32 protein-coding genes are annotated in these 25917 nt (G+C 62.2%); 25 read left to right on the top strand and 7 right to left on the bottom strand.

Features of this window, described 5'->3' with window-relative positions; all coding sequences use genetic code 11:
• Positions 1–25: 25 nt before the first annotated feature.
• The 4 genes from creC to BPRO_RS01200 form a co-directional block, all read right to left on the bottom strand.
• The gene (gene creC, locus BPRO_RS01185; RefSeq protein WP_011481210.1) at positions 26–1423 is read right to left on the bottom strand and encodes a two-component system sensor histidine kinase CreC; all 1398 of its coding nucleotides are present in this window, start codon (positions 1421–1423) and stop codon (positions 26–28) included.
• Between the two features lie 115 nt (positions 1424–1538).
• The gene (gene creB / locus BPRO_RS01190) at positions 1539–2219 is read right to left on the bottom strand and encodes a two-component system response regulator CreB (protein ID WP_011481211.1); all 681 of its coding nucleotides are present in this window, start codon (positions 2217–2219) and stop codon (positions 1539–1541) included.
• A 358-nt stretch (positions 2220–2577) separates the two neighbouring features.
• On the bottom strand, positions 2578–3210 hold the full coding sequence (locus BPRO_RS01195) for a MarC family protein (RefSeq protein ID WP_011481212.1): 633 nt from the start codon (positions 3208–3210) through the stop codon (positions 2578–2580).
• 164 nt (positions 3211–3374) lie between these two features.
• The gene (locus tag BPRO_RS01200) at positions 3375–4121 is read right to left on the bottom strand and encodes an SDR family oxidoreductase (protein WP_011481213.1); all 747 of its coding nucleotides are present in this window, start codon (positions 4119–4121) and stop codon (positions 3375–3377) included.
• Positions 4122–4229: 108 nt separating this feature from the next.
• Between BPRO_RS01200 and BPRO_RS01205 the strand changes: the two genes are divergently transcribed.
• The 4 genes from BPRO_RS01205 to BPRO_RS01220 all read left to right on the top strand — a co-directional run bounded on the left by BPRO_RS01205 (position 4230) and on the right by BPRO_RS01220 (position 7465).
• Complete coding sequence (locus tag BPRO_RS01205) at positions 4230–4835, top strand: 2-hydroxychromene-2-carboxylate isomerase (protein ID WP_011481214.1); 606 nt, start codon at positions 4230–4232, stop codon at positions 4833–4835.
• A gap of 94 nt (positions 4836–4929) precedes the next feature.
• On the top strand, positions 4930–5619 hold the full coding sequence (locus tag BPRO_RS01210) for a dienelactone hydrolase family protein (RefSeq protein ID WP_011481215.1): 690 nt from the start codon (positions 4930–4932) through the stop codon (positions 5617–5619).
• Between the two features lie 34 nt (positions 5620–5653).
• Positions 5654–6646, top strand: coding sequence for an amidohydrolase family protein (locus tag BPRO_RS01215; RefSeq protein ID WP_011481216.1), 993 nt, complete (start codon positions 5654–5656; stop codon positions 6644–6646).
• 156 nt (positions 6647–6802) lie between these two features.
• Positions 6803–7465 (top strand): glutathione S-transferase family protein, encoded by a 663-nt coding sequence (locus BPRO_RS01220; RefSeq protein ID WP_011481217.1) that lies wholly within the window; start codon positions 6803–6805, stop codon positions 7463–7465.
• Here BPRO_RS01220 and BPRO_RS29365 read toward each other — a convergent pair.
• From BPRO_RS29365 to hemB, 3 genes are all read right to left on the bottom strand, one after another.
• The gene (locus BPRO_RS29365; protein ID WP_157045704.1) at positions 7462–7635 is read right to left on the bottom strand and encodes a hypothetical protein; all 174 of its coding nucleotides are present in this window, start codon (positions 7633–7635) and stop codon (positions 7462–7464) included. The two genes, BPRO_RS01220 and BPRO_RS29365, sit on opposite strands and share 4 nt — an antisense overlap.
• Positions 7636–7667: 32 nt before the next feature.
• Positions 7668–8783, bottom strand: coding sequence for a magnesium transporter CorA family protein (locus BPRO_RS01225; RefSeq protein WP_011481218.1), 1116 nt, complete (start codon positions 8781–8783; stop codon positions 7668–7670).
• A 116-nt stretch (positions 8784–8899) separates the two neighbouring features.
• The gene (gene hemB / locus BPRO_RS01230) at positions 8900–9916 is read right to left on the bottom strand and encodes a porphobilinogen synthase (RefSeq protein ID WP_198140972.1); all 1017 of its coding nucleotides are present in this window, start codon (positions 9914–9916) and stop codon (positions 8900–8902) included.
• Between the two features lie 449 nt (positions 9917–10365).
• Between hemB and BPRO_RS01235 the strand changes: the two genes are divergently transcribed.
• From BPRO_RS01235 to BPRO_RS01335, 21 genes are all read left to right on the top strand, one after another.
• A complete protein-coding gene (locus BPRO_RS01235; RefSeq protein ID WP_011481220.1) occupies positions 10366–10800 on the top strand; it encodes a CopD family protein in 435 nt (144 codons plus the stop codon).
• A 214-nt stretch (positions 10801–11014) separates the two neighbouring features.
• A complete protein-coding gene (locus tag BPRO_RS01240) occupies positions 11015–12169 on the top strand; it encodes a VanZ family protein (protein WP_011481221.1) in 1155 nt (384 codons plus the stop codon).
• Positions 12170–12178: 9 nt separating this feature from the next.
• Positions 12179–12553 (top strand): (2Fe-2S) ferredoxin domain-containing protein, encoded by a 375-nt coding sequence (locus BPRO_RS01245; RefSeq protein ID WP_011481222.1) that lies wholly within the window; start codon positions 12179–12181, stop codon positions 12551–12553.
• A 146-nt stretch (positions 12554–12699) separates the two neighbouring features.
• Positions 12700–13359: an alpha/beta hydrolase gene (locus tag BPRO_RS01250; RefSeq protein ID WP_011481223.1), complete on the top strand. Its 660-nt coding sequence runs from the start codon at positions 12700–12702 to the stop codon at positions 13357–13359.
• An 89-nt stretch (positions 13360–13448) separates the two neighbouring features.
• A complete protein-coding gene (locus tag BPRO_RS01255) occupies positions 13449–14651 on the top strand; it encodes a D-alanyl-D-alanine carboxypeptidase family protein (protein ID WP_011481224.1) in 1203 nt (400 codons plus the stop codon).
• 310 nt (positions 14652–14961) lie between these two features.
• Complete coding sequence (gene rpsL / locus BPRO_RS01260) at positions 14962–15339, top strand: 30S ribosomal protein S12 (RefSeq protein WP_011481225.1); 378 nt, start codon at positions 14962–14964, stop codon at positions 15337–15339.
• A 220-nt stretch (positions 15340–15559) separates the two neighbouring features.
• Positions 15560–16033, top strand: a complete 474-nt coding sequence (gene rpsG, locus BPRO_RS01265; protein ID WP_011481226.1) for a 30S ribosomal protein S7 — start codon at positions 15560–15562, stop codon at positions 16031–16033.
• Between the two features lie 200 nt (positions 16034–16233).
• Entirely contained in the window at positions 16234–18336 is a 2103-nt protein-coding gene (fusA, locus tag BPRO_RS01270) for an elongation factor G (protein WP_011481227.1), read from the top strand.
• A gap of 148 nt (positions 18337–18484) precedes the next feature.
• On the top strand, positions 18485–19675 hold the full coding sequence (tuf, locus tag BPRO_RS01275) for an elongation factor Tu (RefSeq protein ID WP_011481228.1): 1191 nt from the start codon (positions 18485–18487) through the stop codon (positions 19673–19675).
• A gap of 25 nt (positions 19676–19700) precedes the next feature.
• Complete coding sequence (rpsJ, locus tag BPRO_RS01280; protein ID WP_007838118.1) at positions 19701–20015, top strand: 30S ribosomal protein S10; 315 nt, start codon at positions 19701–19703, stop codon at positions 20013–20015.
• A 216-nt stretch (positions 20016–20231) separates the two neighbouring features.
• Complete coding sequence (rplC, locus tag BPRO_RS01285; protein ID WP_011481229.1) at positions 20232–20915, top strand: 50S ribosomal protein L3; 684 nt, start codon at positions 20232–20234, stop codon at positions 20913–20915.
• Positions 20915–21535, top strand: a complete 621-nt coding sequence (gene rplD, locus BPRO_RS01290) for a 50S ribosomal protein L4 (protein WP_011481230.1) — start codon at positions 20915–20917, stop codon at positions 21533–21535. Before rplC ends, rplD begins: the two co-directional genes overlap by 1 nt.
• Positions 21532–21858, top strand: a complete 327-nt coding sequence (gene rplW / locus BPRO_RS01295) for a 50S ribosomal protein L23 (protein WP_011481231.1) — start codon at positions 21532–21534, stop codon at positions 21856–21858. Before rplD ends, rplW begins: the two co-directional genes overlap by 4 nt.
• Positions 21858–22682 (top strand): 50S ribosomal protein L2, encoded by an 825-nt coding sequence (rplB, locus tag BPRO_RS01300; protein WP_011481232.1) that lies wholly within the window; start codon positions 21858–21860, stop codon positions 22680–22682. The genes rplW and rplB overlap by 1 nt, the downstream gene beginning before the upstream one ends.
• A 9-nt stretch (positions 22683–22691) precedes the next feature.
• Positions 22692–22970, top strand: a complete 279-nt coding sequence (gene rpsS / locus BPRO_RS01305) for a 30S ribosomal protein S19 (RefSeq protein ID WP_011481233.1) — start codon at positions 22692–22694, stop codon at positions 22968–22970.
• Between the two features lie 9 nt (positions 22971–22979).
• Positions 22980–23309: a 50S ribosomal protein L22 gene (gene rplV, locus BPRO_RS01310; RefSeq protein ID WP_007866508.1), complete on the top strand. Its 330-nt coding sequence runs from the start codon at positions 22980–22982 to the stop codon at positions 23307–23309.
• Positions 23310–23321: 12 nt separating this feature from the next.
• Positions 23322–24227: a 30S ribosomal protein S3 gene (rpsC, locus tag BPRO_RS01315; RefSeq protein WP_011481234.1), complete on the top strand. Its 906-nt coding sequence runs from the start codon at positions 23322–23324 to the stop codon at positions 24225–24227.
• Between the two features lie 25 nt (positions 24228–24252).
• On the top strand, positions 24253–24669 hold the full coding sequence (gene rplP, locus BPRO_RS01320; RefSeq protein WP_011481235.1) for a 50S ribosomal protein L16: 417 nt from the start codon (positions 24253–24255) through the stop codon (positions 24667–24669).
• Positions 24670–24681: 12 nt separating this feature from the next.
• Positions 24682–24891 carry a 50S ribosomal protein L29 gene (gene rpmC, locus BPRO_RS01325; RefSeq protein ID WP_011481236.1) on the top strand — a complete coding sequence of 70 codons (210 nt, stop codon included), beginning with the start codon at positions 24682–24684 and terminating at the stop codon, positions 24889–24891.
• Positions 24888–25157: a 30S ribosomal protein S17 gene (gene rpsQ / locus BPRO_RS01330; protein WP_011481237.1), complete on the top strand. Its 270-nt coding sequence runs from the start codon at positions 24888–24890 to the stop codon at positions 25155–25157. The genes rpmC and rpsQ overlap by 4 nt, the downstream gene beginning before the upstream one ends.
• A 113-nt stretch (positions 25158–25270) precedes the next feature.
• On the top strand, positions 25271–25777 hold the full coding sequence (locus tag BPRO_RS01335) for a peroxiredoxin (RefSeq protein ID WP_011481238.1): 507 nt from the start codon (positions 25271–25273) through the stop codon (positions 25775–25777).
• The last annotated feature ends 140 nt before the right edge of the window (positions 25778–25917 follow it).

Below are 25917 nucleotides of genomic sequence, written 5' to 3' on the forward strand. Positions count from 1 at the left end.
GCGCGCGCCAGGCATTCGAGCAGCCTTAGAAGTGCAGCTCGACCCGCAGCCCGGGGTGGGTGTTGCGCACCACCATGCGGCCGCCGTGCAGCAGCATGATCTGCCGCACGATGGCCAGCCCGAGGCCGGAGCCCTTGGTGTGGCCGTCGGGACGCACGGTCGAAAAGAAGCGCTCGCCCAGCCGGGGCAGGGCATAGTCCGCCACACCGGGGCCCTGGTCCTGCACAGCGACGTGACCCTGGCCGGCCTCTACCGTGATGGTGGAGGCTTGAGGCGCAAACGAGCGCGCATTCTCCAGCAGGTTGCTGAGCGCCAGGGCCAGCAAGCCGGGCTCGGCATGCACACCCGCATGTTCCGGAGAAACCATGAGTTTCACAGCATGTTGCGCACGTCCGGCGAGGGGTGCAGCCTCAAAAGGCTTGAGGAAGCCGCACCAAAGAAGGCTCTCGCGCTGTACCTGTGCATGGCGCTGCTCCAGCTTCGTCAGCTCGAGCATGCGGTCCACCAGCGCCTGCAGGCGAGCGGACTGGTCGAGCACCTGCCCCGCAAATTCGCGGCGCGCGTTTTCGGGCAGTTCATCCTGCAGCAGCTCACCCGCCCCGCGAATGGCCGCGAGCGGGCTCTTGAGTTCATGCGTCAGTGCGCGCACATAACCTTCTATGTACTCGTGGCCCTCGAGCTTCAGGCGCATGGCATCCACTGCCATCGCCAGCTCACCGAGCTCGCCCGGTATTTGCGGCACCGCGGGCTTGGCGCCCTGGCCGACGGCGTTGGCATAGTGGCGCAGCTTGCGAATGCTCCATACCACCCACAGCGTCACCGCTACACCGATGGCCAGCGACAACACCAATAGCAGCAGGCCGCTCAGCAGAATTTTTCGCTCCGCCCGGTCGATGAAGGCCTGGATGGTGGACATCGGCTTGGCGACGGTCAGCACGCCAATGGTTTTGCCATCGTGCTGCACCGGCGCCGCAACATACATCACCGAGGTGCGGTCATCCCGCTGGACTTCGCGGGTGGCGCGCGCGCCGTACTCGCCGCGCAGGGTGCGGGCCACGTCGCGCCAGCGCGAATAGTCCTGGCCGGTCGCCACGTTTTCCGAATCAAACACGACCTTGCCGTTGATGTCGGTGACATACACGCGGAAATCCAGCGACTGCTTGGTCATGCCCCAGATCTGCGCATCAATCGGTCGCCTGGCATAGCTGCGCACATGTCCGGCAAAACGTCCGTCAGCGATGGCGCCGGCGGACAGATCGTCGCTGGCGAGCTCGGCCAGGATGTTGGCGGTGTCCACCATCATGTCTTCCATCACCTCGCGCACGCTGGGTTTGACTTCAGCCATGAAGACACGCAGCACAAAAAATGCCGCCAGCCCGGTAACCAGGAAAAAACCGAACAGCAGGCGAATACCTAAACGCATACCTGTTCCCGCACACAGGCTTTTGCCAGCAGGCGCCGTGGGACTGGCTTTGCCAGACCACAGGCGTCGCCCCCTGCAAGGGGGGAGGCGAAGCGAAGCGCAGCCACGGGGGTGTTCATATCTCCAGGCAGTAGCCCATGCCGCGGTGCGTCACGATGTAGTCGCGCTCCGGCGCGGCCTCCTGCAGCTTGGCGCGCAGGGTCTTGATGTGGGTGTCCACCGTGCGGTCGGTGCTGTCCGAGTCGGCACCCCAGACTGCGCCCAGCAATTCGTCGCGTGAGCGTATGCGGCCGCGATGGTGCAGCAGGTCGGCGAGCAGGCCGAACTCCCGGCGTGTCAGGTTGAGCGGACGGCCATGCAGGCGCATGCGCTGGCCCGCTGCGTCGATCTCGAAGGGGCCATTGGCAGGCACCGGCGCTGCGGGCGGCATGCGCGCGCGCCTGAGCAGGCTGCGCACGCGCGCCAGCAGCTCGCGCGGGCTGAAGGGTTTGCTCAGGTAGTCGTCGGCGCCCAGCTCCAGCCCGAGTACCCGGTCGATTTCCTCGCCGTGCGCGCTGAGAATCAGCACTGGCATGCTGCCGGCTGCGCGCAGCTCCTTGCACAAATCAAGGCCGCTGCCGTCGGGCAGGCCGATGTCCAGGATCACCACGTCGGGCGTGCGCACCAGCAGTTGCCGGCGCGCATCGCTGAGCAGCAGGCTGTGCGTGAGGTTGATGCCATCGCGTTCGAGCGCAAAGACGATGGACCGGGCGATGGCCGGGTCATCCTCAACCAGCAGAACGCGCGCGCCGGTCATCCGCAGCACCGCAGAGCCGCCCACGCAACATGAGCCCCATGCGTCATGCAAGGGGCAGCGCGCCGAAGGCTTGAAGTGAAAAGTGTGGGCCCCAAGGTTTTTCCGCCGGGCCGCCCCAAGGAAAAATGCGCTCCCTCGGGGGGCATAATTTCCCTCCGGGCTGGCCTGCACATTTCAGCCGGGGCCGCGGAACCGGCTGTGCCGGGCCGCAGGCGCAGCGCCCCCGAGGGGCTGGAGCCTGCGGCTCCGAGCCTGCCTGCGCAGGCTTGGACAGGCGACAGAGGCGAAGCGTCTGGCGAGCCGCGGCCTGCAAGGCCTCGAGAGCTACACGCAGTGAGCGAACGTGGGGGCTCCATCTTCAGCCGCGCAGCACGGGGAACAGCTTGCCCAGGCCGTCGGCCATGACTTCCACGGCCAGCGCGGCCAATATCAGGCCCATCAGGCGTGTCATGACATTGATGCCGGTTTTCCCCAGCACGCGGGCGATCGGTTCGGCCAGCGAAAAGCACAACGCCGTGGCCAGGCCGATCACCACGCCATAGCCCACCAGGGTGCCGAGCTGGAAAAACGTCTTGGCCTTTTCCGCATAGATCACCACGGTGGACATGGTGGCCGGGCCGGTGAGCAGCGGGATGGTCAGCGGCACCACCGCAATGCTGGCACCCCTGGCCGCCTTTTCCGCCCCGTCTTCCATCTCGTGGGTGTTGGGTTTGGCTTCGGCGGGCTGGGCATTGAGCATGTTCATGGAGCTGATCAACAGCAGCATGCCGCCGCCCACCTGGAAGCTCGCCAGCGAGATGCTGAAGAACTCGAGAATCTGCAGTCCCGCGAGGGCGCTGATGGCAATCACGACAAAGGCGCTGAACGATGCCGTGGCGATGGTGCGCCGCCGCTGCGGCTTTGAGAAATCCTGGGTGTAGTGAATGAAAAACGGCACGATGGCCAGCGGGTTGACGATGGCCAACAGCGTGACGAGCGGTTTAAAGTCCATCGTTATTCCTTAAAGGCAACTCAAGTGGCAAGCGGAGAGGCCATCTCCCCGCCGGTCTGCGCCCAAAAATCCAGCCGGAGCCGCGGAACCGGCTTCGCCGGGCCGCAGGCGCAGCGCCCCCTCGGGGGGCAGAGAGCTACACGCAGTGAGCGAACGTGGGGGCACTATCTGCCGCCGGTGACGTCAAGCAAGGCGCCCGTGGTGTAGCTGGCCTGGTCGCCCAGCAGCCAGACGATGGCCTCGGCCACCTCCCGGGCTGTGCCGGCACGCTGCATCGGCACCTGGGGTGCCACGTCGCGCGCGCGGTTGGGCAGCCCGCCCGAGGCGTGGATGTCCGTCTCGATGATGCCCGGTCGCACCGCGTTGACCCGAATGCCTTCAGTGGCGACTTCCTTCGCCAGGCCGAGGGTGAAGGTATCGATGGCGCCCTTGGCTGCCGCATAGTCCACATACTGGCCCGGCGAGCCGAGCCGGGCTGCGGCACTGGACACATTGACGATGCTGCCGCCGCTGCCGCCATACCGCGTGCTCATGCGTTTGACCGCTTCGCGGGCACACAGGAAAGAGCCGAACACATTGATTTCAAACATGCGCTGCAGGCGTTCCAGCGTGATGCCGTCGACCCGCGTGGTCTGGTCCACCACGCCCGCGTTGTTGACCAGCGCGCTCAAGCGCCCGAGTTGGGCATCGACCGTCTCGAACATGGCCAGCACCTCGCGCTCCTTCGCCACATCGGCCTGCACGGCGAGGGCCTGGCCCCCGGCCTCACGGATCTGCCGTACCACTTCGTCAGCCGCCGCCGAGTTGCTGGCGTAATTGACGGCCACCGCATAGCCCTGCCGGGCCGCCAGCAGGGCGGACGCCGCACCAATGCCGCGCGAGCCTCCGGTAATCAGAACAACTTTGGACAAGGCCTGTCTCCTGCAAAAATGGGCAATCCCGTGTACAAACCGGGCTTGAAGCCGATCAATGTACTTCAATTGGTGCCGGATGGCGCGCACTTTCAACCGGAGACTGTCTTGAGCATTTCAGTGGACTATTACTTTTCGGTGCAGAGCCCGTGGACCTATCTGGGCCATGAGCGCTTTGCACAGTTGGCGCGTGCCAGCGGCGCTGCCTTGCGCGTGATGCCGGTGGACCTGGGCGGCAAGGTTTTTCCCGTTTCGGGCGGGCTGCCGCTGGGCCAGCGCGCCCCGCAGCGGCAGGCCTACCGGCTGCTCGAATTGCGGCGCTTCTCGGACCACCTGGGCATGCCGCTGAACCTCAAGCCCAGGTACTTTCCGGTGGCCGGGGACGATGCCTCGCGCCTCATCATCGCGGTGGATCTGCATGACGGCAGCGACGCGGCCATGAAAATAGGCGGCGCAATCTTCACCGCGGTGTGGGTGCGCGAGCGCAACATCGCCGATGCGCAAGTGCTGGCCGAACTGCTTGCCGAATGCGGTTTGAGTGCCGGGCGCCTGGAGCAGTCCCGCGACCCGGCCGTGCAGGCGCATTACGAGGCCAATACGCGGCGGGCCATTGACGCCGGCGTGTTCGGCGCGCCCAGCTACGTGGTTGACGGAGAGCTGTTCTGGGGTCAGGATAGGCTCGATTTCGTGGAGCGCAAGCTCAGGGCAGGGTAGGGCTGAGCGGTCCCCTGCAGCCTTGCCCTTCCATTTCCTGATTCCAGTTTTCAGTCCCGGCATCGCCGGTTTCCAACAGAGGAGTAAGCATCTCATGGGTCAATTCATCGAACTCAAGTCTGCCGACGGTTTCGCCGTCCCGGCGTACGTGGCACAACCAGACGGCAAGCCCCGCGCTGCCGTCGTGGTGTTGCAGGAAATTTTCGGCGTCAACTCGCACATCCGGGCCGTCGCCGACCGCTTTGCGGCCGAGGGCTACCTGGCGGTGGCGCCGGCCACCTTTGCGCGCGTCAAGCCCGGCGTGGATCTGGGCTACACCGAGGCCGACATGGCGGCCGGTTTCGAGCTGAAAACCGCCGTGGCCGCGTTGCCGGGCGCCGGTGTGCTGCCCGACATTCAGGCCGCGATTGACCATGCGGCCCAGGCCAGCGGCGGCAAGGTCGGCATCGTCGGGTTTTGCTGGGGCGGCCTGCTGACCTGGCATGCCGCCTGCATGCTCAAGGGCCTGAGCGCGGCCGTCGCCTATTACGGCGGCGGCATCACGGCCGAGGACGAAATTGCGCGTCAGCCGCTGTGCCCGGTCATGGCGCACTTCGGTGACCAGGACCACTGGATCCCGATGGAAGGCATTGCAGCGTTCACCAAGGCGCACCCGGAGGTGGAAGTGCATGTGTACGCGGCCAACCACGGCTTCAATTGCGACCAGCGCGGCTCCTACAACGAAGCGGCGGCCAAGCTGGCGCGCGAGCGGTCGCTGGCCTTTTTTGCTGCCAGGCTGGCCTGACGGCCCCATGCCGACGACGGCGGGTTTCAGGCCGATGTGGCTTGCAGCCCATGTGGGACGGGTGTGTGCAGCGATCGCCTTGATGGCGCTCGGTGCCCCCGGCCAGGCCGCTGACTATGCCGGCCCGCTGTTTGATGCCCACCTGCATTACAACGAGGAAGCCTGGAACTGCCGGGAACGCAGCGCCGGGCCGCCCCAAGCAAGTTCAGCCCCCTCGGGGGGCAGCGCAGTACGCGAAGCGACAAGCGTGGGGGCTTCGTGTAGCGGCCCGCACGGCCCGGCTGATGTGCTGGCTCGTATGCAGCGCAATGGTGTCAAAGCCATTGTTGCCAACTCGCGGCCTAACGACGGCACGAAATCGCTGGCCGCCATGGCCGAGACCCGCAAGGCCGGCGTCACTGTCGTGCCTTTCATCCGCCTCTACCGCAGCCGCGCCGACTACGACAACTGGTTTCGCGACGAGTCCATCTACGAGATGGTGCAGGCCGAGTTCGCGCGCGGTGTCACCGGCGACCAGGCCGGGCCTTACAAAGGCATTGGCGAGTTCCATCTGTATGACAGCGCCAACGCGAAGGAAGCCAACGGGCCGGTGGCGAAAAAGCTGATGCAGTTCGCCGAGAAAAACAAACTCGCGGTGCTGTCGCATGTGGACGATGTGGCGATCGACCTGCTGATGGCCCATGCGCCCGAAGTCCGGCTGATCTGGGCGCATACCGGCATTGGCGGCCCGCCGGTGGCGCGGGTGGATGAACTGCTGGCCAGATACCCGCAGCTCATGGGTGAGCTGTCCTACCGCCCGGGCCTGGTCTGTGACGGTGGGAAACTGTGCGCCGAGTGGCGCGCGCTGCTGCTCAAATACCCCGGCCGCTTCATGATCGGATCGGACACCTGGGTCAACCAGCGCTGGCTGTATTACGACGACACCATGAAAGGCTACCGCACCTGGCTGGGCGACCTGCCGCCAGAGGTGGCGCGCAGGATTGCCTGGGGCAATGCCGCCGACATTTTTGGCGTCATCGAGAAATAGTTCCCGGAAAGTGCGTGATCGCAGCGGACTCTTCAACCAAGCAGGGGCCGCGGAACTGGCTTTGCCAGGCCGCAGGCGCAGCGCCCCCTCGGGGGGCAGAGAGTTACACGAAGTGAACGAACGTGGGGGCTCCACCTACCGGGGCACAATGTTCAGATGATCCAGCTGTATTACTCCCCCAGCTCCGCCGCCATGGCGCCGCACATCCTGCTTGAAGAGCTGGGCGTGCCGTTCGAGAAAATCCTGGTCGACACCGCCACGGGCGCGCACCGCAGCGAGGCCTATCGCCGGATCAATCCCAATGGGCTGGTGCCGGCGCTGGCCGATGGCGACCTGGTGCTCTACGAATCCGCCGCGATCTGCCTGCACCTGTGCGATACCCATCCGCAGGCCGGCCTGGTGCCGGCGCTGGGAACGACCGAACGCGCGCACTTCTACAAGTGGCTGATCTGGCTGACCAATACGCTGCAGTCCACGCTGATTGTTTATTTCTACCCCGAGCGCTGGATGAATGAAGGCAACAGCGCCGGTGTGGCTGAGCTGAAGTCGCGCGCGCAGGCCCGTGTCGGCCCCCTGCTCGACCAGCTCGACGCTGAACTGGCGCGCCAGCAGGCAATGCATTCGCAGCCCTGGCTGCTGGGTGCCGCGTTCTCGGCAGTGGACATCTACGCGATGATGCTGTGCCGCTGGACGCGCAACTTTGCCTCGTCACCGGCCCGGGAGCGTGCCCATCTGGGGCCGTATCTGCAGCGCGTGCTGGCGCGCCCGGCCGTGATCAGGGCGTTTGCCGCCGAAGGGCTGGCCCTGCCCTGGGTTTAGCCGGGTGGCTGTCCGGCCGCACCCAGCCTGTTGGATGCGCGTTGCGGCGTTTGGTCAATCCGGGCGATCAGCTTTTCGGGGGCCGTGGTTGCCTTCAGGATGCGCATGTCGCGGTTATTCCCGGTGTCGCCCCCGGCCTGTCTGGCAATCCGCTCCAGCAGCTGCAGCATCTTCGTGACGCACGCCGCTGGCAGGCTGCGCGCTAATGGCTGGTCCTGGCCAGATAGCGTTTGCGCCAGAACACGGCCACCACCACCGCCACGATCACCACCATGACGGCGAAGGTCCACCAGAACCCCGTCGATGAGTGAATGATGGGCAGGAACTCGAAGTTCATGCCGAAAAATCCGGTGATCAGGTTCAGCGGCAGGAAGATGGCGGTCAGCGCCGTCAGGGTCCGCATGATGTCGTTGGTGCGGTGGCTTTGCGCATTGAAATGCATCTGCACGGCGGTCTCCGCGCTCTGTTCCATGCGCCGTACATGGTGCACCACGCGCTCGATGTGTTCGAGCACATCGCGCGAGCGCACCTTGAGCAGTTCGCGTTCGCGTTGCGCTGCAGGCGTGCTGCCCTCGGGCCAGGTTTCAACCGAATCGATCCAGTCCTGGGTCGCCGCCCGCTGGTCTTCACAAATCTCGTCGAGCTGGTGCATGGCCAGGCGTGCCTCCATCAGCGCGCTCCAGTTGTTGAACCTGGTGTGGGGGTTGAGCAGTTCGTTTTGCCAGTGGTCAAGCTGCCGTGTCAGCTCGCGCCGCAAGGCCAGGTAGCCGTCCACGATGTGGTTGACGATGCGCAGCATCAGGTCTGCCGGGCTGGCTGGCAACCTGACACCGGCATCGCGTGACTCGGATGAGGTGGCGTTGAGCAATTTCTGGGCGTAGGCCTCGCGCACCGCGCAGTCGGTGGGATGCACGGTCAGCAGAACACGGTCAAACACCGCAAAGCCGACCGGGCTGGTGTCGATGCGCTGCAGGATAGGCGGGCCGCCGCGCTTGCGGCTCTGGTGCAGCGGCTGCCCGGGTTGCGCCAGATCGGTTTCAGTCTGTCCGGTGGCCAGCCGGCGAAACACCAGGATGTCGTATTGCGAGGTGTAGTCGTAATGCGAGGGCAGCTGGTTGTTCAGCAGGTCGCTGACATGCAGGTCCACCAGCTGCGTGCCGCACAGGGTCTGCAGGCAGGTCTGGATTTGCGCTTGCAGCACCTCAAACTCGCGCCGCGCACAGGCGATCCAGACAAAGCCCTGCGCGGGCAACTGGGCGGGCAGGGCATCGGTTTCGACAATGCCCTGGCTGCCGGAGGAAATGTTGAAAACACGCATGGACGCTGAAACCCCTGCAGTAAGTATCAAATTGGCCTGTAGCCCTTGCCAGATGACTGTGCCAGGCTACTCTTCTGATCGTAGCCCGGGCGGCGCGGCAAGGCAGAAAGGCGCTCTCAGGCTTGCCGCAACTGCCTGGCGGCGTCTATCGCAAAGTAGGTCAGCACGCCGTCTGCACCGGCCCGCTTGAAGGCCAGCAGACTTTCCATCATCACCGCGTCGTGGTCCAGCCAGCCGTTCTGGGCCGCGGCCTTGAGCATGGCGTACTCGCCACTGACCTGGTAGGCAAAGGTCGGCACCTGAAATTCGTCTTTCACGCGCCGCACCACGTCCAGGTAGGGCATGCCGGGCTTGACCATCACCATGTCGGCGCCCTCGGCAATGTCCATCGCCACCTCGCGCAGGGCTTCGTCGCTGTTGCCCGGGTCCATCTGGTAGACCTTTTTGTCGGCCTTGCCCAGGTTGCCGGCGGAGCCGACCGCGTCGCGGAAGGGGCCGTAAAAGGCACTGGCGTATTTGGCGCTGTAAGCCATGATGCGGGTGTGTATGAGCTTTTTGCCTTCCAGCGCCTGGCGGATCGCGCCGATCCGGCCGTCCATCATGTCGCTGGGTGCCACGATGTCCACGCCGGCTTCGGCCTGGGTCAGCGCCTGGCCGACCAGGACCTCAATGGTTTCATCGTTCAGGATGTAGCCGGTCGGGTCAGGCAGCCCGTCCTGGCCGTGGCTGGTGAAGGGGTCCAGTGCCACGTCGGTCATCACGCCCAGTTCGGGAAACCGCTTCTTCAGCTCGCGCACCACCCGCGGCACCAGGCCTTCAGGGTTCAGGGCCTCCCGCCCATCGGGGGTCTTCAGCGAGCCGTCGATCACCGGAAACAGCGCCATGACCGGTATGCCCAGCTTGACGCACTCTTCGGCCACCGGCAGCAGCAAATCCAGGCTGAGCCGCTCCACGCCCGGCATCGAGGCGACGGCTTCGCGGCGCTGACTGCCGTCGGTGACAAAAACCGGGTAGATCAGGTCGTGCGCGCTGAGGACGTTTTCGCGGACCAGGTTGCGGGTAAAGCTGTCGCGGCGCAGGCGCCGGGGCCGGCCCAGGGGGAAGGGGGCGAAGTTGGAGGCATGCAGGGTCATGGCCAAATTGTGCCAAACCTTCGCCGCGGCCACGAATTATTTACCCGGTGGGCTGTTGGCGCGCCGCTTTGTAGCGGCTTGAAATTGCCGGATTCGCTCCAAACCACCATTGCCAAGGCCCGCCCGGGGTGGTTAGAATCCCGGCGTGCGGTTACCAGTTTGGAAGCTGCATCCCGCTTTTCCTCCCTGAGCGGGGCCTTTGCGTGTGACAGCAAAAAGGCTTACCAGCCCGGTTGGCTTCGTGCCAACCGGGCATTTTTTTGCCTACTCGGGGCGAACACCCCGTATCACGCGAAGTGGGAAGGAAAAGCGGGAGGCATGTCAACGGATGGAGAGGTCTTAAACCAGCAGGGGCCGCGGAACCGGCTTAGCCGGGCCGCAGGCGCAGCGGCCCCCTCGGGGGGCAGCGCATTACACGAAGTGAAAAGCGTGGGGGCTACACTCCCCCGATGCTCTGGGTCAAATCACTTCACATCGTTTTTGTTGCCAGCTGGTTTGCGGGGCTGTTTTACCTGCCGCGCATTTTTGTGAACCTGGCCCTGGTGCCGCCCGAGAGCGTGGCCGAGCGCGAGCGGCTGATCCTGATGGCGCGCAAACTGATGCGCTTCACCACCATCCTGGCGGTTCCGGCCCTGGGTTTTGGCTTGTGGCTGTATCTTGGCTACGGCATCGGGCGCGGCCCCGGCAATGCCTGGATGCATGCCAAGCTGGGTGTTGTGGTGCTGGCCCTGGGCTATCACCACGCCTGTGGGCGACTGCTCGGCAAATTTGTCAGCAACCGCAGCACGCGCAGCCATGTCTGGTTTCGCTGGTTCAATGAAGTGCCCGTGCTGCTGCTGGCGGCCGCCGTCATCCTGGTGGTGGTCAAGCCTTGGCAGGGCTAGTACTCCGACCCAGAAATATCGAAACATGAAAGCGCGCCTTCGAACCCATGCCGTCGTTGCAAATCCTCGCCATAGCTACAGCTATGTCTGCGGTTTGCGCCTGGGCCTGGGCCTGGGCCTGGGCCTGGGCTCGAATCCATCGCTTTCATTTTGTTCCGATACCTCTGTGTCGAAGTACTAGGGCATCGGCAGGCATCGAGGAAGCCCACGTACCATGGCCCGGCATCCCTCGTCTGCAACGGCCGCGTCTGCTGGTCAGCGCACGGCGGGGTGGCCGCTGGCAGTGGTCGCTGTCTGCCTGATTGTTTACGCCAGCCTGTATCCGTTCGCTGACTGGCGCGACCAGGGCATTTCGCCGCTGCGGTTTCTGACGGCGCCGCTGCCGCGCTACTGGACCGGTTTTGATGTGGGGGCCAACCTGCTGGGCTACGCGCCGCTGGGCTTCCTGTTGACGCTGTCGGTGCTGTCGACGCTGCGCAGCCGGCGCGCCGGGTGGGCGGTCTGCGCGGCGGTCCTGATGGCGGCGCTGCTGTCGCTGGCCATGGAAACGCTGCAAAGCTACCTGCCATCGCGTATCGCCTCCAATGTGGATCTGGCCCTCAACACGCTGGGTGCCTTGCTGGGCGCCTGCTGCGCATGGGTGCTGGAGAAAACCGGTCTGGTGAATCGCTGGAGCCGGTTCAGGGGACGCTGGTTTGCCCAGGATGCCAGCGGCGCGCTGGTGCTGCTGCTGCTCTGGCCGCCCGCGCTGCTGTTTCCCGCGGCGGTGCCCCTGGGGCTGGGCCAGGTTTTCGAGCGGCTGGAGTCGGCGCTGGCCGAAGCCCTGATGGACTCCCCCTTCCTTGAATGGATGCCGGTGCGGGACGTGGAGCTGCAGCCGCTGGTCCCGCTTGCGGAACTGGTGTGCGTGGCGCTGGGTGCGCTGATTCCCTGCCTGTTGGGTTACAGCGCCATCCGCACGCTCTGGCAGCGGGCGGCCTTTGCTGCGGCGATGCTGGTCATCGGTATGGCCGCGTCCGCGCTGTCGGCCGCGCTCAGCTATGGGCCCGAGCATGCCTGGGCCTGGCTGGATGTGCCGGTGCAGGCGGGGGTGGCGCTCGCGGCCCTGCTGGCAGTGGTGCTGCTGGCTGTGCCGCGCCGTGGCGCCGCGGCCTTTGCGCTGCTGGCGCTGGCAATTCAGCTGGGACTGCTGAACCAGGCGCCTGCCGACCCCTACTTTGCGCAGACCCTGCAGACCTGGGAGCAGGGCCGGTTTATCCGCTTTCATGGCCTGGTTCAGTGGCTGGGCTGGCTGTGGCCCTACGCGACCATGCTGCATGTGCTGGTGCGCCTTTCCAGCCGCGAACGCACACAGCCGGCTGAAAAGTAAAATCGGGCCATGACTGCACCCATTTCCCAAGACGCCGTGCCGGCGCCCGCCAAGGCCGCTTCCTATTACGAGCGGCATATTTTCTTTTGCCTGAACCAGCGCCCCCCCGGCGAAGACAGTTGCGCCAATCACCAGGCGCAGGAAGGTTTTGACCGCTGCAAGTCGCAGGTCAAGGCGGCCGGGCTGGCGGGGCCGGGCAAGGTACGGGTCAACAAGGCCGGCTGCCTGGACCGCTGTGCCGGCGGCCCGGTGGCGGTGGTGTATCCCGAAGCGGTCTGGTACAGCTATGTGGATGCCCACGATATCGACGAAATCGTCGAATCTCACCTCAAAAACGGCCAGGTGGTCGAGCGCCTCCTGATGCCCGCGCATCTGGGGCGTTGAGGTGAGGCCGGGCGAGCCGGTGCGGCGCTTCAGGCCCGATGGAACGGGCTTCTTGGTGGGTGCGTTATTTTCGTCTGCGGCCCAATAATAGACCGGCCAGGTCGCTCCTCTTTTTGTAGCGTCTCAACTGAGCAGAAAGTTTTCCTGTGAATTCCCACACCCGCAAATCAAGCATCGAGGGTCCGGCTGGCGCCCTGGAAATTGCGCTGGACGCACCCGCCGGTATTTCCCGGGGCATGGCCATCATTGCCCATCCGCACCCGCTGTTCGGCGGCACGATGGACAACAAGGTGGTGCAGACCCTGGCGCGAGCTTTTCTTCACTGCGGCTGGACAGCCGTGCGCTTCAACTTCCGGGGCGTGGGCGGCAGCGCCGGCAGCCATGACGAGGGCCGGGGCGAGCTCGACGACCTGCTGGCCGTCGTGCAGCATGTGTCGCCGGTGGCGGAGGGTGATGCGGGTGCGAGCGCGGGCGCGCTGGCACTGGCCGGGTTTTCCTTTGGCGCTTTTGTCACCACGCATGCTTTTGCCCGCCTCAACCCCGTTCGACCTGTTGAAAAGCTCGTGCTGGTTGGCACCAGCGTCAGCCGGGCGCCCGCTGCACCGATTGATGCGGCCGCGCACCTGAAGACCCTGGTGGTGCATGGCGAGCAGGACGACACGGTGCTGCTGCCGGCCGTGCTCGATTGGGCCCGGCCGCAGGCACTTCCTGTTACGGTTGTGCCCGGAGGCGGTCATTTCTTTCATGGACAATTGCCGCTGCTGAAGAATCTGGTGATCCGCCACCTGTCGTCGCCCCCGATCTGAGCTTGCCGGATCCCTCGCGGTTGCCCGCCTCCCGTTCTGCTGGCTCCTTCTTCCTCTCCTTTTCCTTTTCCCCTAACGAATTTCCCGACATGTACTGTTCACTCAAGGTCCCACGCGGCCTGCGCGCCGCCGCCCTGCTGCTGCTTGTTTCCGCTTTCCTTCCCGTCGCGCACGCACAGGCCCCCCAGGCGCCTGAGATCGCCGCACGTTCGTATTTGCTGCTGGATGTCACGGCCAACCAGATCCTGGCCGCCAAGGACATTGATTCCCCGGTCGAGCCGGCATCGCTGACCAAGCTGATGACCGAGTACCTGGTGTTTGACGCGCTCAAGTCCAAAAAAATCGACCTGAAGCAGACCTTTGGCGTGAGCGAGCGGGCCTGGAAGATGCCAGGCTCCCGCATGTTCATCGACCCCAAGATGCAGGTGCCGGTGGAAGACCTGATCAAGGGCATGGTGGTCCAGTCGGGCAACGACGCCACCATGGCGCTTGCCGAGGGTGTGGGCGGGACGGCCGAGCATTTTGTGCGGCTGATGAACGAGCAGGCCAAGGCCCTGGGAATGAAATCCACCGCGTACAAGAATCCGGAAGGCCTGACCGAGCCGGGGCATACCACCACCGCGCGCGACCTGAGCATCCTGGCGACCCGCCTGATGCGTGATTTCCCCGACTACATCGGCTATTCGGCGATCAAGAAGTATCGCTATCCCGGCACGCCTGCGGCCAATGACACCAACCGCAACACCCTGCTGTTCCGCGACCCGACCGTGGACGGTCTGAAAACCGGGCACACAGAGGCGGCGGGTTACTGCATGATCGCCACGGCCAGGCGCGACTTCCCGAATCTGGGTGTCGGCGGTGCCCCCGGCGGCCGTCGCCTGCTGGCCATTGTGCTGGGCACCAGCAGCGACAGCGCCCGCGCCAACGAGTCGCAAAAACTGCTGAACTGGGGCTACACCGCCTTTGAAGCCGTGAAGCTGTTCGATGCGGGCCAGCCGGTGGTGGCGCCTTCTGTCTGGAAAGGCGCGGCCTCGACGGTGAAGCTGGGCCGGCCCGAGGCCATTGTGGTCGCCGTGGCGGCCGGCAGTGCCCCCAAGGTCAAAACCCAGGTCGCCCGGCCGGACCCCCTGGTGGCGCCCTTTGTGAAGGGCCAGCAGCTGGGAACCCTCAAGGTCATGCTGGGTGAGAATCCCACGCCGGTGGCCGAGGTGCAGCTGGTGGCGCTGGAGGCGGTGGAAGAGGCCGGCATTCTCGGGCGCGCCTGGGACTCCATCCGGCTCTGGATCAAGTAACTCGCGGCATCAAATGCGGTGGATCCTTTGCGCCGCAAGGTAAATATCTCAGAATTTAAGGTGCTTTAGCGGAAGTGTGTGCTAACGTTCATATATTGAGATTGCTCGCCCTGCAGTCGGGAGTCCGCTGTCCTGGGCGGTGATTGCATGGCATGCGGACGCCGATCATTGCGGCACTGGCCGCGTTTTACTTGAGCGTTTTCACGATCCGGTTTATACTAGAAGGCTTTTCCGCTTTTGCAGCGGGAAATATTTGTGGCCGCGCATCAACCGCGGTAATCAGTTTTCAGACGTTTAGGGACGTTTTTCAATGCCAACCATCAATCAGTTAGTCCGTCAGGGGCGCGAGGTCGAAAAGATCAAGTCCAAGAGCCCTGCGATGGAGAATTCTCCGCAGCGCCGCGGTGTGTGCACCCGTGTGTACACCACGACGCCTAAAAAGCCAAACTCCGCTCTGCGTAAGGTTGCCAAGGTGCGCCTGACCAACGGGTTTGAAATCATTTCCTACATCGGCGGCGAAGGCCACAACCTGCAGGAGCACAGCGTGGTGCTGGTTCGTGGCGGTCGTGTCAAGGACTTGCCTGGTGTGCGTTACCACATCGTGCGTGGCTCGCTCGATCTGCAAGGCGTGAAAGACCGCAAGCAGTCGCGTTCCAAGTACGGCGCCAAGCGCCCCAAGAAGGCTTAATTGCCAAAACCGGCTCAGGCTTTCTCTCTTTAATTTGAGGGTCTGCGCCAGAAGAGGTTGTCATGACGTCTTCAAAAACAGGTGTTTCACTCGCCCTGGCAGGTGTTTGAAACGAAGTGACCCAAGTGCAAATTGGTTGCGCCGGTCGAGTAAGTGAGGGTTTTGATAACTCTCGCGGTGCTGCCAAAAGCGGTGCCAACTGAAGCAAAGAGGTGAAAAAATGCCACGTCGTCGCGAAGTCCCTAAACGTGAAATTCTTCCTGATCCAAAATTTGGCGATGTTGATCTCGCCAAATTCATGAACGTGATCATGCAAGGCGGCAAGAAAGCCGTCGCAGAGCGCATCATTTATGGCGCGCTCGACTTTATCGAGAAAAAGAACCCCGGCAAAGATCCGCTGGAGGCTTTCCACATGGCCATCGGCAACATCAAGCCCATGGTCGAGGTGAAGTCCCGCCGTGTCGGCGGCGCCAACTACCAGGTGCCTGTCGAGGTGCGTCCTGTGCGTCGTATGGCCCTGGCCATGCGCTGGCTGAAGGAGGCCGCCAAGAAGCGCGGCGAGAAGTCCATGTCCCTGCGTCTGGCCAACGAGCTGATGGAAGCCACCGAAGGCCGTGGCGGCGCCATGAAGAAGCGTGACGAAGTTCACCGCATGGCAGAAGCCAACAAGGCGTTCAGCCACTTCCGCTTCTAAGTTTTCGACTGCAGCGTTTGCTGCACTGATTTGACGGGTTGCCGGGCGGTCTCAAGGTGGTCAACGCCTTGAGACCGGACGGTTCAACCCCAACTTCTGTAAGTTGGGTGCACAACGCCCGGCCGGCAGACGCTTCAAAAACAATAAGAGCTGTTTTTGGCAACGAGTCTTTGTTCGTCAACCCGAACTGAAAGTAATTTATGTCCCGCGCTACCCCCATTCAAAACTACCGCAACATCGGCATTTCCGCGCACATTGACGCCGGCAAGACCACCACCACCGAGCGGATCCTTTTTTACACCGGCGTGAACCACAAGATTGGTGAAGTTCACGACGGCGCGGCCACCATGGACTGGATGGAGCAAGAGCAGGAGCGCGGCATCACGATTACCTCCGCCGCCACCACCTGCTTCTGGAAAGGCATGGACACGTCCCTGCCCGAGCACCGCATCAACATCATCGACACCCCGGGCCACGTGGACTTCACCATCGAGGTGGAGCGTTCCATGCGCGTGCTCGACGGCGCCTGCATGGTGTACTGCGCCGTCGGCGGCGTGCAGCCCCAGTCCGAGACCGTCTGGCGCCAGGCCAACAAGTACAAGGTGCCCCGCCTCGCGTTCGTCAACAAGATGGACCGCACCGGCGCCAACTTCTTCAAGGTCGTGGAGCAGATGAAACTGCGCCTGAAGGCCAGCCCTGTGCCCATGGTGATCCCCATTGGTGCCGAAGAAAACTTCACCGGCGTGGTGGACCTGCTGAAAATGAAGGCCATCATCTGGGACGAAGCCTCGCAAGGCATGAAGTTTACCTACAGCGAAATCCCCGCCGAGCTCGTCGAGCTGGCCAAGGAGTGGCGCGAGAAGATGGTCGAGGCTGCTGCCGAGTCGTCTGAAGAGCTGATGAACAAATACCTTGAAGAAGGTGATTTGACCGAAGCTGAAATCAAGCTCGGCATCCGTACGCGTACCATCGCCAGCGAAATCCAGCCAATGTACTGCGGTTCCGCGTTCAAGAACAAGGGCGTGCAGCGCATGCTGGACGCCGTGATTGAATTCATGCCGTCGCCGATCGACATTCCACCCGTCAAGGGCATGGACGAAGACGAAGCGCCCGTAACCCGCAAGGCTGACGACGAAGAGAAATTCTCTGCGCTTGCATTCAAGCTGATGACTGACCCGTTTGTGGGCCAGCTCACCTTCGTGCGCGTTTACTCCGGCGTCCTGAAAAAAGGCGACAGCGTCTACAACCCGATCAAGGGCAAGAAAGAGCGTATCGGCCGTATCGTGCAGATGCACGCGAACAACCGTGAAGAAGTCAGCGAAATCCGCGCCGGCGACATCGCCGCCTGCGTGGGCCTCAAAGACGTGACCACGGGCGAAACCCTGTGCGATCCCGATGCCATCGTCATGCTCGAGCGCATGGTGTTCCCCGAGCCCGTGATTACGCAGGCCGTGGAACCCAAGACCAAGGCTGACCAGGAAAAAATGGGCATTGCCTTGCAGCGCCTGGCCCAGGAAGATCCGTCTTTCCGCGTCAAGACCGACGAAGAGTCCGGCCAGACCCTGATTGCCGGCATGGGCGAGCTGCATCTGGAAATTATTGTCGACCGCATGAAGCGCGAATTCGGCGTGGAAGCCAACGTGGGCAAGCCGCAAGTGGCTTACCGCGAAACCATCCGCAAAACCGTGGAAGACGCGGAAGGCAAGTTTGTGCGCCAGTCCGGCGGCAAGGGCCAGTACGGCCACGTCGTGCTCAAGATTGAACCCAACGAAGCCGGCAAGGGCATCGAGTTTGTCGACGCCATCAAGGGCGGTGTGGTTCCTCGCGAATACATCCCGGCGGTGGAAAAGGGCATCAATGAAGCCGTCACGTCCGGCGTGCTGGCCGGTTACCCGGTGGTCGACGTCAAGGTCACGCTGCACTTCGGTTCGTACCACGATGTGGACTCGAACGAACTGGCCTTCAAGATGGCCGCCATCTTCGGTTTCAAGGAAGGCTGCCGCAAGGCCAGCCCGGTGATTCTGGAGCCCATGATGGCCGTGGAAGTGGAGACGCCTGAAGACTACGCCGGTAACGTGATGGGCGATCTGTCCTCACGCCGCGGCATGGTGCAGGGCATGGAAGACATGGTTGGTGGCGGCAAGGCCATCAAGGCCGAAGTGCCCCTGTCCGAAATGTTCGGTTATTCGACGACGTTGCGTTCGATGTCGCAGGGCCGTGCAACGTACTCCATGGAGTTCAAGCACTACTCTGAAGCACCGCGCAATGTGTCGGAAGCCATCATGGCTTCGCGCGCCAAGTAAGTAACGTCAGCTGCCGGCCCCCCGAGTGGGGCGGCAGCCTTTTTCCTTGTCTGCGATTGTGTGCCACTTTGTACCCGTGCGAAGTGAATCAGCAACACAGTGCAGACGTTAAACCGTACACGGGCATGTTCTTTATCTGGAGAGAAAAATGGCAAAAGGCAAATTTGAGCGGACCAAGCCGCACGTCAACGTCGGCACGATTGGCCACGTGGACCATGGCAAGACGACCCTGACGGCGGCGATCACGACCGTGCTGGCATCCAAGTTCGGCGGCGAAGCCAAAGGTTACGACCAGATTGATGCGGCCCCCGAAGAAAAGGCCCGCGGCATCACCATCAACACCGCCCACGTCGAGTACGAGACGGCCAACCGCCACTACGCCCACGTTGACTGCCCCGGCCACGCCGACTACGTCAAAAACATGATCACCGGCGCGGCCCAGATGGACGGCGCCATTCTCGTTTGTTCGGCTGCTGACGGCCCCATGCCCCAGACCCGCGAGCACATCCTGCTGGCCCGCCAGGTCGGCGTGCCTTACATCATCGTGTTCCTGAACAAGTGCGACATGGTCGACGACGCCGAACTGCTCGAACTCGTCGAGATGGAAGTGCGCGAGCTGCTCGACAAATACGACTTCCCCGGCGACAAGACCCCCATCATCCACGGCTCCGCCAAGCTCGCCATGGAAGGCGACAAGGGTCCCCTGGGCGAGCAGGCCATCATGAAGCTGGCCGACGCCCTGGACACCTATATTCCCCTGCCCGAGCGCGCAGTGGACGGCGCCTTCCTGATGCCTGTGGAAGACGTGTTCTCCATCTCCGGCCGCGGCACCGTCGTGACCGGCCGTGTCGAGCGCGGTGTGATCAAGGTCGGCGAAGAGATCGAGATCGTCGGTATTGCCGATACGCAAAAGACCACCTGCACCGGCGTCGAGATGTTCAGGAAGCTGCTCGACCAGGGCCAGGCCGGCGACAACGTCGGTATTTTGCTGCGCGGCACCAAGCGCGAAGACGTGCAGCGCGGCCAGGTGCTGTGCAAGCCCGGCTCGATCAAGCCGCATACCCACTTCACCGGCGAGATCTACGTGCTGAGCAAGGACGAAGGCGGCCGCCACACGCCCTTCTTCAACAACTACCGCCCCCAGTTCTACTTCCGCACGACGGACGTGACCGGTGCGATCGAGCTGCCAGAAGGCAAGGAAATGGTCATGCCAGGCGACAACGTGTCGATCACCGTCAAGCTGATCAACCCGATCGCCATGGAAGAAGGCCTGCGCTTTGCCATCCGCGAAGGCGGCAAGACCGTTGGTGCTGGCGTTGTGGCCAAGATCATTGCGTAATCCTGCAAACCTTTAAGGAATTACCATGGCCACCAAGCAAAAAATCCGTATCCGCCTGAAGGCGTTTGACTACAAGCTGATCGACCAGTCGGCAGCTGAAATCGTTGACACCGCCAAGCGCACCGGCGCGATTGTCAAGGGCCCCGTGCCCTTGCCAACCCGCATGAAGCGTTTCGACATCCTGCGTTCGCCCCACGTCAACAAGACGAGCCGCGACCAGCTGGAAATCCGCACGCACCAGCGCCTGATGGACATCGTTGACCCTACGGATAAAACCGTGGACGCGTTGATGAAGCTCGATCTGCCAGCTGGCGTGGACGTCGAAATCAAGCTGCAGTAAGTAAAAAATCGGGGTTTCGGCCACAAGCCAGATCCCAAATCGACAGGTTTTGGCCCGGGTTTGCCATTTTTGGCGACCTGGGCTATACTCTTGGGCTGTCCTTTGTATGTTGGCTTCTTGCCTGCATGGATCGGACGGTTTTATTAACAGTCTTTCACATTAAAACGTCTGCGGCCAATTGAAGTCGCAGCGGTGAAAGTTACGAAAGAACACATCATGAGTCTGAGCAACTCCCTCGGGTTGCTGGGCCGCAAAGTTGGCATGATGCGTCTGTTTACGGATGATGGGGACACAGTTCCTGTTACCGTGGTGGATGTATCGAACAACCGCGTGACCCAGGTTAAAACCGAAGCAAATGACGGCTACGATGCCCTCCAAGTGGCATTTGGCGCGCGCAAAGCATCGCGCGTGACCAAGCCGGCCGCCGGCCACCTTGCGAAAGCAGGCGTTGAAGCTGGTGAGATCCTGAAAGAATTCCGCGTGACGGCTGACGTCGCAGGCAAATATGCTGCGGGCACCGTTGTGCCTGCCGCTGATGTGTTTGCGGTGGGTCAGCTGGTGGACGTGCAGGGCACCTCCATTGGTAAAGGCTACGCCGGCACCATCAAGCGCCACAACATGAGCTCGCAGCGCGCGTCGCACGGTAACAGCCGTTCGCACAACGTGCCCGGCTCCATCGGTATGGCGCAGGATCCCGGTCGCGTGTTTCCTGGTAAACGCATGACGGGCCACCTGGGCGACGTCACCGTGACCACGCAAAACCTGAACATCGTGCGCATTGACGAAGCCCGTCAGCTGCTGATGATTCGCGGCGCTGTGCCTGGTTCCAAAGGCGGTTTTGTCACGGTTCGTGCCGCGATCAAAGCCAAGCCCACCACCGCTGCTAAAGGAGCGAACTGATGCAGGTCGAACTCCTGAATGACCAAGGTCTGGCTTCGTCCAAGGTGGACGTGCCTGATACCGTGTTTGGTCGCGAATACAACGAAAGCCTGATTCACCAGGTGGTCGTGGCCTTCCAGGCCAACGCCCGCCAGGGTACCCGGGCCCAGAAGGACCGTGAGCAGGTCCGTCACTCGACCAAGAAGCCTTTTAAACAAAAGGGAACTGGTCGTGCACGTGCTGGTATGACGTCTTCGCCACTGTGGCGCGGCGGCGGTCGTATCTTCCCGAACATGCCTGATGAAAACTTCACGCAGAAAATCAACAAGAAGATGTATCGCGCCGGCATGGCGTCGATCTTCTCGCAGCTGGCGCGCGAAGGCCGCCTGGCTGTGGTTGATTCCCTGGCTGTGGATTCACCCAAGACGAAAGTCCTGGCTGACAAGTTCAAGGCCATGAACCTCAACTCGGTGCTGGTCATCGCTGATGTGGTTGATGAAAACCTGTACCTGGCTTCCCGCAACCTGGTGAACATCCTCGTGGTTGAGCCCCGTTACGCCGATCCGGTGTCGCTGGTTCACTACAAGAAGGTTCTGGTCACCAAGGCTGCCATGGACCAACTCAAGGAGATGTTCGCATGAGCGCCGTGAACTCCAAAACCAAATTCGACGAAGGCCGCCTGATGCAGGTTCTGGTCGCTCCCATCGTGTCTGAAAAGGCCACGATGATTGCGGACAAGACCAATGCCGTGACCTTCAAGGTGCTGCAGGACGCTACCAAGTTTGAAATCAAGGCTGCTGTGCAGCTGATGTTCAAAGTGGACGTCCAGTCGGTTGCCGTCCTCAACATCAAAGGCAAGACCAAGCGCTTTGGCAAATCCGTGGGCCGCCGCGACAACATTCGCAAGGCCTACGTGACGCTCAAGCCAGGTCAAGAGCTCAACCTCGGTGGGGAGTCTGCGTAATGGCTGTCATTAAAATGAAACCCACCTCGCCGGGTATGCGCGGCATGGTGAAGATCTCCCGGGATCACCTGCACAAGGGTGAGCCTTACGCGCCGCTGCTGGAGCCACAATTCCAGAAGTCCGGCCGTAACAACAACGGGCACATCACGGTTCGCCACAAGGGTGGTGGTCACAAGCATCACTACCGTGTAGTGGACTTCAAGCGCAACAAGGACGCCATTCCGGCCAAGGTCGAGCGTATCGAGTACGACCCCAACCGCACGGCCCACATTGCATTGCTCTGCTACGCAGACGGCGAGCGCACCTACATCATTGCCCCTCGTGGCCTTGAAGTCGGCGCCACGCTGATCAGTGGTTCGGAAGCGCCGATTCGCGTGGGTAACACCCTGCCGATCCGCAACATTCCTGTCGGTTCGACGATTCACTGCATCGAGATGCAAATCGGCAAGGGCGCGCAAATCGCCCGTTCCGCCGGCACCTCTGCAACCTTGTTGGCCCGCGAAGGTACCTACGCCCAGGTGCGTATGCGCTCCGGTGAAGTTCGCAAGATCCACATCGAATGCCGCGCCACCATCGGTGAAGTCGCCAACGAAGAACACAGCCTGCGCCGTCTCGGCAAGGCCGGTGTGAAGCGCTGGATGGGTATTCGCCCGACCGTTCGCGGTGTGGTGATGAACCCGGTTGACCACCCGCACGGCGGTGGTGAAGGCAAGACCGGCGAAGGCCGTCATCCTGTCGACCCATGGGGTAACCTGACCAAGGGCTACCGCACCCGCAACAACAAGCGCACGCAAGTGATGATTGTTTCGCGTCGCAAGAAGTAAGGCTAACCCATGACACGTTCACTCAAAAAAGGTCCGTTTGTCGACCATCATTTGGTAGCCAAAGCCGACAAGGCCGTTACCAACAAGGACAAAAAGCCGATCAAGACCTGGTCGCGTCGCTCCATGATCCTGCCCGAGTTCATCGGCCTGACCATTGCCGTTCACAACGGCAAGCAGCACGTGCCTGTCTACATCACCGATCAGATGGTGGGCCACAAGCTGGGCGAGTTTGCATTGACTCGCACCTTCAAAGGCCATCCAGCTGATAAAAAAGTTGTGAAGAAATAAGGAAAGACCATGGAAACACGTGCAACCCTCCGGGGCGTTCGTCTGTCGGTCGACAAAGGCCGCCTGGTCGCTGACCTGATTCGCGGCAAGAAAGTGGATCAAGCACTCAACATCCTGAATTTCACGCAGAAAAAAGCTGCTGGAATCATCAAGAAGGTGGTTGAGTCCGCCATCGCCAACGCTGAACACAACGATGGTGCCGATATCGACGAGTTGAAGGTGAAAACCATTTACGTCGAACAAGGCGCCACGCTCAAGCGTTTTTCTGCGCGCGCAAAAGGCCGCGGTAACAGCATCAGCAAACCCACGTGCCATGTGTACGTGGTGGTTGGCAACTAAAGGCAGCAGGATATGGGACAAAAAATCAACCCAACCGGGTTTCGCCTCGCAGTTAGCCGCAACTGGGCCAGCCGCTGGTACGCAAGCAACCGTGATTTTGCCGGCATGCTGGCAGAAGACATCAAGGTGCGCGAGTACCTCAAGGCCAAGCTGAAGAACGCCGCGGTTTCGCGCGTTCTGATCGAGCGCCCCGCCAAGAATGCCCGCATCACGATTTTCTCGGCACGTCCGGGCGTCGTGATCGGCAAAAAAGGCGAGGACATCGAGAACCTCAAGAAAGAACTGAGCCGCCAGCTGGGCGTGCCGGTCGCCGTGAACATTGAAGAAGTCCGCAAGCCTGAAATTGATGCCAAGCTCATCGCTGACAGCATCACGCAACAGCTTGAAAAACGCATCATGTTCCGCCGTGCGATGAAGCGCGCCATGCAAAACGCCATGCGTCTGGGTGCCCTGGGCATCAAGATCATGTCGTCGGGCCGCCTCAATGGCATTGAAATCGCCCGTTGCGAGTGGTACCGCGAAGGTCGCGTGCCGCTTCACACCCTGCGCGCCGACATCGACTACGGCACCTCTGAAGCCAAGACCACTTATGGTGTGATCGGCGTCAAGGTCTGGGTCTACAAAGGCGACACGCTGGGCCGTGGCGAATCACCCGGCGCCAAACTGGATGCCGCTCCTTCTGACGAAGAGCGCAAGCCTCGCGGCCCGCGTCGTGACGCCCGTCCTGGTTCTGACCGTCCCGCTCCACGTGGTGCCCGTGCGCCGCGCGCACCGGCCGGCGGCACCAATACGGCGCCCGCCGATGGCAGCGACAAACCGGCCGAAGCTACCCCTGGTAGCGACGCCCCGAAAACCACCGTTAAGCGCGTACGCAAAGCCGCGCCAGCTGCAGCAGCTGACGGTACCAAGACCGAGTAATCGGTCGGAATAACGGAGAAAAACCATGCTGCAACCCGCTCGCAGAAAATACCGCAAAGAGCAAAAAGGCCGCAACACCGGCGTCGCAACCCGGGGTAACTCGGTCGCGTTCGGTGACTTCGGCCTGAAGTGCACCGACCGCGGTCGGCTCACTGCTCGTCAAATTGAAGCCGCACGCCGTGCGATTTCCCGTCACGTCAAACGTGGCGGCCGTATCTGGATCCGTGTCTTTCCGGACAAGCCGATTTCCCAAAAGCCTGCTGAAGTGCGTATGGGTAACGGTAAAGGTAACCCGGAGTACTACGTGGCTGAAATCCAGCCCGGCAAGATCGTTTTTGAAATCGTCGGTGTGCCTGAAGAGTTGGCCCGCGAAGCGTTCCGCCTGGCATCCGCCAAGCTGCCGCTGCGCACCACCTTCGTCAGCCGCATGATCGGCCAGTAAGGGGAAATGACAATGACCAAATCTACTGAACTGCGCCAAAAAGACGTTGCCGGCCTGAAAACCGAAGTCAAAGAGCTGCAAAAAGCCCACTTTGGCCTGCGTATGCAAAAAGCCACGCAGCAACTCACCAACACTTCCACGCTGCGTTCCACGCGTCGCAGCATCGCTCGCGCCAAGACCATCCTGGCCGAGACCATCGTCAAGCAAGGAGCCAAAAAATGACGGAAGCTAAAAAATCCCTCAAGCGCACCTTGATCGGCAAGGTGGTCAGCGACAAGCGCGCCAAAACCGTGACCGTTCTGGTTGAGCGCCGCGTCAAGCATGAGCTGTACGGCAAGATCGTGTCCCTGTCCAGCAAGTACCACGCCCATGACGAAAAGGGCGAGTACCACACGGGCGACGTGATCGAGATCACCGAAAGCCGTCCTATTTCCAAGACCAAAAACTGGGTTGTGACCCGTTTGGTGGAGAAGGCCGCTGCCGTCTAAGTCTGGACCCCTTCAGGCTTTGACTGCAAGTCATCAGAAACGGCTCACAATGTGAGCCGTTTTTGTTTCCGTCCTAGAATCACATCCGTTTTATACCCAACCAGGAGCACTCCATGATCAAAGTAGGCGACACCCTTCCGGCAGCGACGCTGATGGAATTTTCCGAAGTCGAAGGCAATGGTTGCAGCATTGGCCCCAACCCGGTCGATGTAGCCAAGGTCACCGCCGGCAAGACCATTGCATTGTTCGCACTGCCAGGTGCTTTCACCCCCACCTGCTCGGCCAAGCATGTGCCGGGTTATGTTGAGAAGGCGGCCGAGTTCAAGGCCGCTGGCGTCGATGAAATCTGGTGTGTGAGCGTGAACGACGCGTTTGTCATGGGCGCCTGGGCACGCGACCAGAAGACGGACGGCAAGGTTCGCATGCTGGCCGACGGCAGTGCAGATTTTGCCAAGGCGACCGGTCTGACGCTGGACCTCACGGCGCGCGGCATGGGCCTGCGCAGTAACCGCTACTCCATGCTGGTCAAAGACGGCAAGGTGATGAGCCTCAACGTTGAAGGTCCCGGCAAGTTTGAAGTCAGCGATGCAGCCACGCTGCTGGCGCAAGCCAAGGCCTGACGCTCGCTGATTCCAAAAAAAGCCGCCGTTCGCGAGAACGGCGGCTTTTTTTATGCCTCGCGGGTCGTCCGTGGCAGAGGGACACGGGTTACCGCGCGATACCGATGGCGGGCTACTTATTTGATGACAGTTGCCAGTCC

Source organism: Polaromonas sp. JS666 (assembly GCF_000013865.1).
In the GTDB taxonomy this organism is placed as follows: domain Bacteria; phylum Pseudomonadota; class Gammaproteobacteria; order Burkholderiales; family Burkholderiaceae_C; genus Polaromonas.